Source organism: Telluribacter humicola, assembly GCF_017355935.1.
In the GTDB taxonomy this organism is placed as follows: domain Bacteria; phylum Bacteroidota; class Bacteroidia; order Cytophagales; family Spirosomataceae; genus Telluribacter; species Telluribacter humicola.
This window is the reverse complement of record NZ_JAFIQT010000005.1, coordinates 262,533-274,326: the sequence shown is the minus strand read 5'-3', so window position 1 is coordinate 274,326 and position 11,794 is coordinate 262,533. Positions and strand designations below refer to the sequence as shown.

The 11,794-nt window shown below is 46.4% G+C and carries 11 protein-coding genes; 8 read left to right on the top strand and 3 right to left on the bottom strand.

All coding sequences use genetic code 11. The annotated features are described in order from the left end of the window. Positions 1 to 85: 85 nt before the first annotated feature. From JUB14_RS20660 to JUB14_RS20625, 8 genes are all read left to right on the top strand, one after another. Positions 86 to 838: a hypothetical protein gene (locus JUB14_RS20660; protein ID WP_207508722.1), complete on the top strand. Its 753-nt coding sequence runs from the start codon at positions 86 to 88 to the stop codon at positions 836 to 838. 53 nt (positions 839 to 891) lie between these two features. Beyond that, positions 892 to 3,696, top strand: a complete 2,805-nt coding sequence (locus JUB14_RS28030; protein WP_207508721.1) for a PKD domain-containing protein — start codon at positions 892 to 894, stop codon at positions 3,694 to 3,696. An 8-nt stretch (positions 3,697 to 3,704) separates the two neighbouring features. After that, the gene (locus JUB14_RS20650; protein WP_207508720.1) at positions 3,705 to 4,985 is read left to right on the top strand and encodes a caspase family protein; all 1,281 of its coding nucleotides are present in this window, start codon (positions 3,705 to 3,707) and stop codon (positions 4,983 to 4,985) included. A gap of 63 nt (positions 4,986 to 5,048) precedes the next feature. Further along, positions 5,049 to 6,539: a hypothetical protein gene (locus JUB14_RS20645; RefSeq protein WP_207508719.1), complete on the top strand. Its 1,491-nt coding sequence runs from the start codon at positions 5,049 to 5,051 to the stop codon at positions 6,537 to 6,539. A gap of 55 nt (positions 6,540 to 6,594) precedes the next feature. Continuing rightward, positions 6,595 to 7,272: an RNA polymerase sigma factor gene (locus JUB14_RS20640; protein WP_207508718.1), complete on the top strand. Its 678-nt coding sequence runs from the start codon at positions 6,595 to 6,597 to the stop codon at positions 7,270 to 7,272. A gap of 155 nt (positions 7,273 to 7,427) precedes the next feature. Continuing rightward, a complete protein-coding gene (locus JUB14_RS20635; RefSeq protein ID WP_207508717.1) occupies positions 7,428 to 8,330 on the top strand; it encodes an anti-sigma factor in 903 nt (300 codons plus the stop codon). Between the two features lie 100 nt (positions 8,331 to 8,430). Beyond that, a complete protein-coding gene (locus JUB14_RS20630) occupies positions 8,431 to 9,198 on the top strand; it encodes a hypothetical protein (RefSeq protein ID WP_207508716.1) in 768 nt (255 codons plus the stop codon). 42 nt (positions 9,199 to 9,240) lie between these two features. Next, the gene (locus JUB14_RS20625) at positions 9,241 to 9,402 is read left to right on the top strand and encodes a hypothetical protein (RefSeq protein WP_207508715.1); all 162 of its coding nucleotides are present in this window, start codon (positions 9,241 to 9,243) and stop codon (positions 9,400 to 9,402) included. A 21-nt stretch (positions 9,403 to 9,423) separates the two neighbouring features. On the opposite strand, the gene JUB14_RS20620 is transcribed toward JUB14_RS20625, so the two are convergent. The 3 genes from JUB14_RS20620 to JUB14_RS20610 all read right to left on the bottom strand — a co-directional run bounded on the left by JUB14_RS20620 (position 9,424) and on the right by JUB14_RS20610 (position 11,069). Continuing rightward, a complete protein-coding gene (locus JUB14_RS20620) occupies positions 9,424 to 9,987 on the bottom strand; it encodes a DinB family protein (protein WP_207508714.1) in 564 nt (187 codons plus the stop codon). Continuing rightward, on the bottom strand, positions 9,987 to 10,409 hold the full coding sequence (locus JUB14_RS20615) for a DUF4345 domain-containing protein (RefSeq protein ID WP_207508713.1): 423 nt from the start codon (positions 10,407 to 10,409) through the stop codon (positions 9,987 to 9,989). The genes JUB14_RS20620 and JUB14_RS20615 overlap by 1 nt, the downstream gene beginning before the upstream one ends. Before the next feature lie 75 nt (positions 10,410 to 10,484). Continuing rightward, positions 10,485 to 11,069: a Crp/Fnr family transcriptional regulator gene (locus tag JUB14_RS20610; RefSeq protein WP_207508712.1), complete on the bottom strand. Its 585-nt coding sequence runs from the start codon at positions 11,067 to 11,069 to the stop codon at positions 10,485 to 10,487. Positions 11,070 to 11,794: the final 725 nt, after the last annotated feature.

Sequence of the window (11,794 nt, the reverse complement as noted above, 5' to 3'; positions counted from 1 at the left end):
GGCAAATGCCCTTATCTCCTTCCGTAATTTAAAAGAAGCTGCCGGAAAAATGACCAATACTACCCAACAATTAAGAAGATTGAACATGAAGAATTTTTACGAACTATTCTCCAGCAAGCTTGATCTGGTACTTCAGGGGCAGTATTCCCTGCACCTTTGGAAAGGGCTATTCGTAATGCTAATTGTAGTGAGCTATTCTAATGTAAATGCACAGGACCGGATCATCAGGAATGATGGAGAAGAGATAAAAGCCAAAGTTCTTAGTGAGGATGATACTTACATAAAGTACAAGCGATTTGATAACCCCAACGGCCCCGAATATTTCCTTTATAAGAAAGATGTAAAAGATATAGTGTACGAACCTAAACCAGGAAAGCCAATTAGTAATGCTCCCAGATATACTATTGAGGAGTTGGAGAGAAATGCCTCAAAGTACAAACGGAAACAACTACTATTCTCTTCCATTGGAGCGGGAGCGGTGGTGGCTGGTGTAGCTACTTTTTTTACTGTGCAGGGAAACTACAATAAATATAAAAGTCAACTCGAACAAACGAACCGGGAGTTTTCCAGCTGGTACACCCAAAACTACAATAGGGAGCCCAACGCCAGTGATTTAGCCAGACCAAAAAGCCTTACGGCCTTTGGTTCCCCCGGCATCTATCTGGCTGCGGCCGGTATCGCTGGAGGTGTTGTATTTGAACTGCTTGGAATTAGAAACGGGAGCCTACGGCGAAAAACGCTGAAAGAGATGGAGCAGGGAAGAACGCAGGCGTCCTTCCAACCCTACTACAATCCTACTACTCGTACTGCCGGCGTGGGGCTTACTTTAAAGTTCTAGCCCCGTATTCATCACTTATTGACTTAGGATCAAGATTATTTTTACTAGTATTTATGTTAAAACGTCTACTGTTTTTCTTTCTATTGGGTGTCTTTTTCATTGGCTGTCACAGCGAGATACCCCCCGAACCAATGGCATCATTTTCGGTTGAAAATGATAATTGCATGGTTCCCTGTGAGGTTGCATTTACCAACAGTTCCGAAAACGCCAGTAGCTATATGTGGGATTTTGGGGATGGAGAAACATCCACCGAGAGGAGCCCCAGGCACACGTTCAGGAGTGCAAATACATTTCAGGTAAAGCTTGTCGCCAAGGGCGACGGGGGAAGCCAGGGAACGACCAAAACAGTTACGACCAGGGCGCCATTGCCTCCTGTTGTTGATTTCAATATAGCCAACAACGGTTGTACCGCCCCCTGTACAGTTAGTTTTACGAACCAAACTACCAATGCCATTACGTATGAATGGACTTTTGGAGATAACACCAGCTCTACCCAGACCAACCCAACCAAACTATATAATAGTGCAGGTACCTATAGAGTCAAATTAACAGCTAATGGCGGAGGCGGAAGCCGGAGCGTAGAAAAAACAGTTACTATTGCTGCACCTGCGGAGGCTCCCGTAGCGGCTTTCAGCATAAGCAATAATGGCTGTACCGCTCCCTGTACGGTAAGCTTTACCAACCAATCCAGCAATGCCAGTTCCTATGAGTGGACGTTTGGAGACAATACCAGCTCTACCCAGACCAGCCCTACAAAGCAGTACAACCAGGCAGGTAGCTATACCGTCAGGTTAACAGCCAACGGACAGGGGGGCAGTAGCAGTACAGAAAAAACTGTGACGGTATTCGCGCCGGCAGCTGCGGTTGCGGCATTCAGCGCATCTAACAATGGCTGTACAGCCCCCTGTACCGTAAACTTTACCAACCAGTCCAGCAACGCTAATTCATATGAATGGAATTTTGGTGATAATACTACCTCAACCCAACCCAATCCTACCAAGCAGTATACCAAGGCTGGGAATTACGTTGTAAAGCTAACTGCTACCGGACAGGGTGGTAGCCACAGTACTGAACAGACCATCAATATAGCTGCTCCCGCGGCTGCTCCAGTGGCGGCTTTCAATATCAATAATAATGGTTGTACAGCCCCCTGTGATGTTAGTTTTTCCAACCAGTCCAGCAACGCCAATACCTTTGAGTGGAGCTTTGGGGATAATACTACCTCTACCCAAAAGGATCCCACCAAGCGGTACTCGCAGGCAGGTACCTATACCGTGAAGTTAACAGCAAACGGTGAGGGAGGGACCAATAGCACTGAGAAATCAGTTACCATCTCGGCACCTGCGGCAGCGCCGGTGGCGATATTTAGTATTAATAATAATGGCTGTACTGCTCCCTGTACGGTAAGCTTTTCTAACCAGTCCAGCAATGCCACTTCCTATGAGTGGTCGTTTGGAGACAACACTAGCTCTACTCAGCCCAGCCCAATGAAGCAATATTCACAGGCGGGTAATTACACCGTACGATTGACTGCGACCGGACCTGGTGGTAGCAATAGTAGCCAGCAAACCGTTACCATCAACTCACCGGCAGCCCTTGAGCCCACCAAACAGTGGGACAAGACCTTTGGAGGTTCGGCATATGATGAGGCCAAATCAATATTGAATACCTCCGATGGTGGCTATCTGCTCTTTGGCCATTCCAACTCTGGCTCATCAGGAGACAAAAGCGAGGGCTCCAAAGGCAACAATGATTACTGGGTGGTAAAGATCAATGGTAGTGGCAACAGGCAGTGGGACAAAACAATAGGCGGTAATGGTAGTGATGATGCCCGGGCTGTAGTACCTACTGCTGACGGAGGCTACCTGCTGGTAGGGCTTTCTGAATCTACTGTATCGTGGGATAAGAGTGAAGGTTCCCGTGGAGGCAATGACTTCTGGATCGTAAAGATCAATAGTAGTGGTACCAAGGTATGGGACAAAACCTACGGGGGTAGTGGCTATGATGAGGCCAGTTCAGTAGTACCTACTTCTGACGGGGGCTTTGTGATACTGGGCTACTCGTACTCTAACCAATCCAGTGATAAAGCTGAAAACGCAAGAGGGGAGGGTGACTACTGGGTAATGAAGATTAACTCAAGCGGAAGTGTGCTATGGGAAAAGACCCTGGGAGGCAGTGGCAATGATGTAGCACGATCCATTGTGGCCACATCCGATGGCGGCTTCCTGCTGGTCGGCAACTCTACATCACCCGCTGGTGGTGATAAAAGCCAGGGCAGCCAGGGCAACTATGATATCTGGGTCGTCAAGATCAACGGTAGTGGAGCAAAGCAGTGGGACAGAACCTTTGGTGGTAATGGCATTGATGATGCCAGGCACGTAGTGGCTACTTCCGATGGAGGGGCTGTACTGGCAGGCCTGACGGAGTCGGGCCGTTCCGGTGACAAGAGTGAAAGCTCTCGCGGGGGCTACGACTACTGGGTCATTAAACTAAACTCCAGCGGTGGTAAAGTCTGGGACAAAACCCTGGGTGGAAGTGGCAATGATTACGCCAGATCAGTAGCCTCTACCTCTGACGGAGGCTTTGTAGTAACCGGTTTTTCAGACTCAGGACAGTCGGGAGATCGGAGCGATAACTCCAAAGGGCAAAATGATTATTGGCTGGTAAAGGTAGATGCCAATGGTGGTAAAGTCTGGGATAAGGCCTACGGTAGTAATGGGAATGATTCAGCGGAGGCTATTCTAAGTACTTCTGATGGGGGTTATATCATGGCTGGTCATTCCAACTCCGGCGCATCGGGTGACAAAAGTGAAGGCTCTCACGGCAACAGTGATTATTGGGTACTAAAAGTAAAATGATTTAACCTATGACTAAATTTTTAATAGTTCTACTAGCCGCCGTTGGTATGGCCAATGTGAGCCAGGCTAACCCAGAGGTAAACGTACCTGCTGATACTCTATACCTGCTGAATCGGGAGAAGCAGGTTGTAGAAGTAAAACAAGTGTTTCCGGATAAAATCAATTATTGGAAAGAAGGTACCTCTAAAAAAGACATCCGTACGCTACCTATCAGTCAGATAGCCCAGATTGTCTATTCCAACGGGACCCGTGATGAATTCAATGTAGTTGCTGATCAGCCCCAGGGGCAGCCGCAACCGGCTATCCAATGGCTTACGCAGGTAGGCCATACCGACAAGCAGGAGCTGTCCCTCACCGCTTGTGTTCAAAACAAAGCACAGGGTATGAAAGTGGAAGTGAACGGAGTAGAGTCACCTATCAACGTGCGAGGCTTTAAGCCAGTTGCGGCCAATGATTGTGCCGGTGGAGTATCTGTATCCCATACGGTGCGGCTGCGTGAAGGACAGAATACAGTAGTATTTGTAGCTACCAACTCTGCTGGTACTACCCGCTCGGTTCCTTTGGCTATCATGTACGAGAAAGCGCAAAAGCGGGTTGCTCTGATCATTGGAAACTCCAGCTACTCGGCAGCCAACAAATTACCCAATCCGATCAATGATGCAAAGGCTATGTCTCAAAAGCTGCGTGGGCTGGGCTTTGATGTAATAGAACGTTATGACACTCGTCAGGGAGAACTAAGAACAGCCGTAGCTCAGTTTGGAAGTAGCCTGCAGGATCAGAACGTAGAGGTAGCTTTATTCTATTACGCCGGGCATGGTATGCAGGTTGCCGGGAAGAACTACCTGATTCCGGTCGACATCACCCCCCAGTCCGAATCGGAGCTTAAAGTACTGGCCGTGGCAGCCGACGAGGTACTTGATCAGATGAACAACGAAAACAACACCAACCGTACCAACCTGATGATCCTGGATGCTTGTCGTGACAATCCACTGGCCCGTAGCTGGACCCGCAGCACAGGCGGAAAAGGTCTGGCCAATATGGGCGCTCCGGCGGGTACCCTGATTGCCTTTTCGACCCGACCCGGCCAGACGGCTCAGGATGGAGACGGCAGCAACAGCCCCTATACCGCCGAGCTGTTGAAAGCCCTGGATGAACCCCAAAAGCGCCTGGAGGATATATTCAAAACCGTACGGGTACGGGTGATGGAGCTTACTCATTCACAGCAGATCCCCATGGAAAACAGCCTTCTCACCCAAGAGCTGATTCTGAATAAAAGTGGTAAGAAGTAATAGTGAAAAGGTAGTGCGGAAGCCTGTAAATGTCCGAAGGGTTTGTAAAAATCAATTACTACAATGAAAAGGTACTTGCTTCTACTTGCGGCAGTCTGTCCATTCTTTTCTGGCTTCGCCCAAACCTTAAGCGAATTCCAGAAGCGTCAGGCGGCGCAGCAGGTGAAGCAGGTACTTAAGGACTTCGAGTCAGCCTTTTCGCTTCATGTCAATCCCAATGTAATGAGCTGGGACGAAAAGACTGATGCATTGAACCGGATGTGGGCAAACGTGCGACTTGATGCGCGCTTTGAAAATGACCTGGTACCTAACAATAAAGGAAGTCGAATCATTGACTTTAAAGAGTACCAACAGATCGCATCAGTAAGCTATAAATCAGGAAGGGGGTTGAATTACAGCCTTGAATGGGACGAGGCTGAATTCAAGCAGGCACAGGATGGGTACATGGTGATTTTCTACGGACTAAAAACCCTCCTGGGTACATATCAGGGACGGGTACCACTGCGTATAGAAGGTGAGCCGTGTCGGGCGGTTGTATTTCTCCGAATGCAGGGTTCTACGATACATGAGGCTAAGATAGGCCTGATGGATACGGACCTTAGGGAAAGGGGCAAGCCATTCTCATTGCATGAAAGTGTGAACCCACTGGATTTCTTTACCCTCCTTGAGGCCATCGATAAACTGGCCACTCAAGTGGCTCAACAGATTCCGGAGAACGTAGTAAAAAAAATATCTATTGAAACCTTTACTTATCAAGGGAAAAAAGTTGTCAATGAATTTTCTCACCAGATTACCGGAACCCTCAAATCTTCCCTTACCCAGCATAATCCGGATATAGAAATAGCAGTTATTACTCGTAGTGCCGCCTTTGAACCTTATATGACCCTTAGAGGTCACTACCAGAAAGTCGGGAATTTTTTGAAAATACATGCGCAACTATACAACTACGGCAGCCAGCCGGTAGGTAAGGCTATCGAATCTGAGGTATTACTTATCAATCTTCCCAATGCCGCCATCGAACCACCGATAGCCCTGGTGGAAGAAGCTACACGTATACATGTTGAAATAGATGACAAACCGGAAGTTGGTCCCGTCCCCGTCAAAGCGGGTGATCTGCGACTTGAACTTAGTACTAACAAAGGCATGGGCCCGCAGTCATACACCGAGGATGATACTATGCGTGTCTCGGTACGTGTCAATACCCCTTGTACCGTCCGGCTTATTTACCGTGATGCAGCCAATAACCTAGTATTGCTACGGAATCAGGACTTTAGAATAGCTGAATCCGAAGTAGATCGGTGGGTTAAAATTCCAACTGATTTTGTGTGTGCAGCACCGTTTGGTGTAGAGTTATTACTGGGATTTGCTACAACCGGTCAGTTTGAACCACTACATACCGAAGAGTTGAGCGGATATACCATCATAAAAGATGATTTGAAAAAAGTAAAAGTGGCCTCATCAGCTGATCAGAAAAGGAAGAAAGCGGGTGTGGGAGTTGCCGAACGAAGTATACAGATCACTACCCAGGCCAAAAGCAACCATACAAAGCGGTAGCTTTGCCATACAACCTAAACTGCCTGAAAGAAGAGTTTTTATAAGTACACCGCTCATGAATAAATCCGATCCCTGTAGTTTGTACCAACAGTCCGAAGCGTTTTTCTACAACGAACTGCTAAAGGAGCGTCATGAGGCTTTTATGTGTTTGTACAAGCAAACGTACCAGTTGTGCCTTCCTTTTGCACTTTCGAAAGGTAGTAAGCAGGAGGAAGCCGAAGATCTGCTCCAGGAATGCCTTGCCATCTTTGTCGAAAAGCTCCGTAGTGGCAGCTATACGTTTCTGGAAGGAGCCAAGATCACTACTTACTTCTATCGCATTTACATAAATCAGTGGAAGAAAGCAATTGAACATAAAGTCAAGCGGGCAGAGGTACAACTTCAAACTGAATCAGTAGTTGAACAGGATGAGGACGAGTTCTACAAACCAGCTACTTCCACTTCCCCGTTTGTAGCTATTCTACGTAATGAAGAGGGAGAAAATCAGGCTCTTCCCATTGATGATGCTATTTACAGCGATTACGATGACGATGAACGCGCCTGGATATTCAGGAAGCTCAACCGTGCTTTCCATCTATTGGCTGAGGATTGTCAGAAGGTACTGAATTGGTTTTACGTGGAAGATTGGTCACTACGCCAAATCGCAGAAGCATTGAATATGACTGAGGCTTCTGCCACAGGAAAGCGCTTTAAATGTGCTAAGTACCTCAAAGAAAAATTCCGGCTGGCCTGATAAGGTTAGCGTGGTAAAGGGTATTAATGCAGAGAATGGAAGGAGTACTTCTATACCTAATAAGCTTTATACTTTTTTGCTCCACCTGCTCTTGTTAATGCGTATCAAATCTACTTTTCATCATGTACACGTAGCTGTACAATCCTAATTGATATATGGAATTATCAGAAGAAATGTTCAATCAGATTCATGCCTATTTGGGTGGCGAAGGGACTGTAGAGGAACGATCAGCATTTGAACAGCAGATGAATCAAAGTCCTGCGCTTGCCCGGGAAGTAGCTACCCAAAAGCGTATCAAATCAGGCTTAAAGATAAATGAATATAAAACGCAGTTTGAAGGCATTCACGCTCAACTAAAAGCCGAAGGCTCACTTCCTATAGTCAATACTACCTTAGAAAAAGAGGTGGTTGGCGAAGAAGAAAGAAATGAGAAAGTACTTCCAACTACCTCTTATCGATCTCTCTGGCGATATGTAGCAGCGGCCGCCAGTATTATAGTAGTAATAGGAGTAGGATGGTGGGTTTACAATAGTACTGATGAAAGTCCGCGGGAAATGGTAGCGCAGGATAAGAAGCCACAAACCAACCAGAATACTACCTCGGAGCCAGGGACTACTAGTCCTGAAAGTGATCCTTTAGATACACCAGCTACATCTACACCTTCGGCCCAAGCCCCTGACTTACCAGACACGCAGCAGCTATTTGCAGATGCCTTTGATTCCACACCTGATATTTCCAGTCCCTTTGCTAATGATAACCTGGGAGTAAGTCCCGGTTCAGTAGCTCGTTGGCAGTCCGATACGGCCACACTACATGCAGGAATCCGACTACTTCAGAAAGGACAGGGTGCCTCCGCGCTTATTCAATTGGAAAAAGCAGAAAAAAGTACAAATAAAGATATCAGGGATCATGCACAATGGTACATTGCTCTGACAATGTTGCAAGGAGGGCAAACAGGATTAGTCAGCCAGCGGTTGGAACAGATTGCTTTGGATACAAATCACCCATATCAGGAACGGGCCAGTATCCTTTTAAGAAAGCTTGCTGCTAAGCCCTGAAGGGCTATGTAGTGGAGAGGTACATAAAAATAGGTTGATCTGACTGATAAGGTTTGGCGCTGATATAGGATAAAGCTACAGACCATTCATTTCAGAAAGCATGTACACATCACTTATTTCGTATCAGGAGTCTACGTTCTCCCACCGGGCCTGGACAATCAGCTTTGGTATCTTTGCTACATTACTACTCGTACTTGGGTTAATCAGGATAACTCCCTCTGCTCAAACGATAGCAAACAAGAAGGCTCACCTTGATAGCCTCGAGCTTTTGACGCTGGTACCCATACGGCTGGAAGCATTTCCCCGACAAAGAAGTACTCCATCTGTCGGATCATCAGGGGCTGCCCCTGCTCCCCGATTTGCGCCCAAGCCTACCCCTGCCCGTCCATCGGCATCCGAAATACGGGGTACCACCAGGCCTGTTGTGACCCAGCAGCATGATTCGCCGGTAGAATCTCCCAAAATAGACCCAAGTAGTCTCTTCAAAAAAACCGAACACCGGGGCAGCGGGAGCGATCCCAAGGCTGCTGCTAACCAGGGCGGAGCACCCAATGGGAGTTCCTCAGGTGCGTACGATGGGCCTAGTAACGGCACCGGTAATATAGGCCTTGACCTTTCCGGGTTCCGATTTGGCAAACTGAGCGTACCGCAAGACCCCTATGAAGATACAGGCAGTGTTGTATTTCGGATCAGAGTAAATGCTGAAGGGAAAGTACTGTCACTTACGGTAATTGAAACCACGGTCTCTGCCACAGTAGCAGGGTGGTACAAAAACCAGTTGTCACAGCTAAAAATCATCCCAACCTCTGCCGGCCAGCGACCTGAAGTATCAGAAGGACGGGTAACAATCATTATTAAAGCGAAATAGTAAGGCCCAATTACGTCTCCACACTAATCCTTTACTAATGATATGGATCTTGTACTTTACTTTATCTTTTTCACTCTTTTTATAATAGTACTTAATGGTATCATGATCCTGAAGCAGATTCAGCGTCGTGAGCGAATTGACTGGCATCAACTGGTTATTTCAATACTACTACTACTGCTCATGTATGTTGTGTTTTTTTATTGATCTGGAAGGGCATTACATATGTCATGCATAGACCTCCAGCACCCGATTGGCCTGCTGAATGTGCCTTTCATCGTGGGCTTTCACAAAGGCGAAGGTATCGCCCAGATTAAGCTTAACTAACCGTGTAATAGAAATAGGTACTTTGATTTTGTTAAGGTTCAGCTGTTCGGCCTGACGAAGTAACTGGAGCCACTGTTCCTGCTGTTCAATGAATTCGGCTACTACCTGTGCCCCGTTAAGTGCAGGTAATGGTATATGACCTTTCATGGCTTTGTACTTCCTGCTGTTTTGAGCATGCATCAGGTTTGTGAAGTAGCTCCCCAGGTAACCACTACGGAAGTAAAGGGTGGGCTGCTTGTATTCGGCCGGACTGGCTTCTATGGCCTGTTGTACCGCGGGTATATAGTACCTGCCGTAGCTGTTGAGGTGCTCCAGGCACTGGGCTACGGACCAGCCCCCGTCTGAGGCTGGTTGCAGGAGTTGTTCTTCCGGTAAGTTTTGGTAAATCCGGGTCGCCTTTTCCAGATGTTCCTCTACCTGTTGCTGTAATTGATTCAGCCAGGCCGTAGTCAGGTGCTTTTTCATTAAGCTACTGTGGGAGTGGGAGAAGTCTGTCGGGTCTTCAGGAAGAGTAGAAGTAAAGAAGACAGGCAAAGTACCGACTCGATTACCAGCCACTGCTGACCAAAATCTCCCAGACTACCTTCGACCAGGATGGTAGTAATTCTGGAAAGAGCGTAGAAGCCCCAGAGGAGGGAGATAAAAATAAGACCCTTGGTAACGTCCCGCAGCAAAAGGTACACCAGCAAAACAACTATGGTAAGACTTACCCCTCCGTATACGCCCCGGATAGAACTGTAGGCATCGGTATTTGTAAGCTGTACGCCTACCAGGTCCATGACGGACTGGGGATCAGAAAAGGCCATCAGGCAAACTGAGAATATGGCAAGTGCCGATAGGGTGAGCAGTATTTTGCTAAGTACATTTACAATAGTTTGTTTTTTCATGGCTTATAGATGTTTTGATTTATGTTCCAAAATTCGGCCTATTCCGGAATGTAAATCTTGGTATTTACCATGATTTCAGATCCGGACTTTGTTCAGCAGCTTACTGAAATTTGTCGGATCTACGCGAAGATAGCTGGCCAGGTACTTATGTGGTACGAGCTGAAGGATGTGCGGACTCCTTTTTAGCAGTGTACGAAACCTGTCTTCGGCAGAAAATGACTGTAACTCCACCAGTCTTTCGAGTACACCTGCCAGGGCACCACTAACTCCCAAGCGAATCATGCGTTCAATGGAAGGGTACTTGAGCATCAGGTGATCTAGGTCGGTAAAGGTGGTTCTTAATAGTATAGAAGGGGTTAGCGTTTCGTAGTAGTACCGTGAAGGCTGCTGAAACAGAAATGAATCAATAACTCCACCAAACGAATGTGTATAGTTAAAAACGAGCGTAGCTTCCCGATCCAGATCGTCGGCATAGTACACCCGCTGGAGGCCTTCCAGTACAAAGTACAGGTACTTTTCGGTATCACCACTCGTAGTAAGTATTACCTTCCGCTTTACCTCTATCGGCCTCCATATGGATAGAAACTCTTCCATTTCCTGTTTATTCAGGGGGTGAATGCGCTGTACTACCTGACGAAGGGCTTCACTATCGTGGTACATGTAAGATTGAGTTGGTTCAATTGGAGGTGCCATAAATCAGCACAGGGCTAAAATAAAAGAAGAAAAGACAATAATAGAGGCTTTGAGATCTACTATCTGATAGAACACTTAGAGATTCCAGGTATACCTACTTGCTCAGGCAGTTGGTACTCTCAACGCAGTGTTATATGCTACTCAAATTTTCAAAATTATTAAATTAGATTGTATGCCATTTAAACTTATGTTAGTTAAAAGCTCTTTGTTTCCTGAACCATTTCGCCCTTCCTTTTTCCAGGAAATTACAGTTTACCCACAACATTAATCTGTATTTATAATTTGGCTCAGCCAAAGGAGAAGCTGTGACGTTCACTAAGTTTCTCTTGATCACTATTTAGTTTTGTCTATATTACGGGTACGTACACGTCACCCTTTTTTACTAAATATACTGATTAGAATATAACGGTTACTTAGTAAGTATCTAAATCCCCCACTACTAATGATCTTAATAAGTCAATGTCATCTGACAAAGGATTAATGAATCACAGTATCGTGTACGTACACGAAAAGATCCCGCTCAAACTTGGAAAAGCACATAGGCTTAGCTATATGAGAAAGCAACAGAAGTGATAGAACCTGACAGGATACAGTGAAGGAAGAGAGTCTACTGATAGCAAAATCAAATAGGATGTGACTAACTAATAATAACCCTTTTCCTAACCCTTAACCCATTTATCCATGAAAATAAA

What these genes read in the sequence shown, in the direction of transcription:
- JUB14_RS20660 (WP_207508722.1), top strand. Translation starts at nt 86, where the DNA reads ATGAAGAATTTTTACGAACTATTCTCCAGCAAGCTTGATCTGGTACTT.
- JUB14_RS28030 (WP_207508721.1), top strand. Translation starts at nt 892, where the DNA reads ATGTTAAAACGTCTACTGTTTTTCTTTCTATTGGGTGTCTTTTTCATT.
- JUB14_RS20650 (WP_207508720.1), top strand. Translation starts at nt 3,705, where the DNA reads ATGACTAAATTTTTAATAGTTCTACTAGCCGCCGTTGGTATGGCCAAT.
- JUB14_RS20645 (WP_207508719.1), top strand. Translation starts at nt 5,049, where the DNA reads ATGAAAAGGTACTTGCTTCTACTTGCGGCAGTCTGTCCATTCTTTTCT.
- JUB14_RS20640 (WP_207508718.1), top strand. Translation starts at nt 6,595, where the DNA reads ATGAATAAATCCGATCCCTGTAGTTTGTACCAACAGTCCGAAGCGTTT.
- JUB14_RS20635 (WP_207508717.1), top strand. Translation starts at nt 7,428, where the DNA reads ATGGAATTATCAGAAGAAATGTTCAATCAGATTCATGCCTATTTGGGT.
- JUB14_RS20630 (WP_207508716.1), top strand. Translation starts at nt 8,431, where the DNA reads ATGTACACATCACTTATTTCGTATCAGGAGTCTACGTTCTCCCACCGG.
- JUB14_RS20625 (WP_207508715.1), top strand. Translation starts at nt 9,241, where the DNA reads ATGGATCTTGTACTTTACTTTATCTTTTTCACTCTTTTTATAATAGTA.
- JUB14_RS20620 (WP_207508714.1), bottom strand. Translation starts at nt 9,987, where the DNA reads ATGAAAAAGCACCTGACTACGGCCTGGCTGAATCAATTACAGCAACAG.
- JUB14_RS20615 (WP_207508713.1), bottom strand. Translation starts at nt 10,409, where the DNA reads ATGAAAAAACAAACTATTGTAAATGTACTTAGCAAAATACTGCTCACC.
- JUB14_RS20610 (WP_207508712.1), bottom strand. Translation starts at nt 11,069, where the DNA reads ATGTACCACGATAGTGAAGCCCTTCGTCAGGTAGTACAGCGCATTCAC.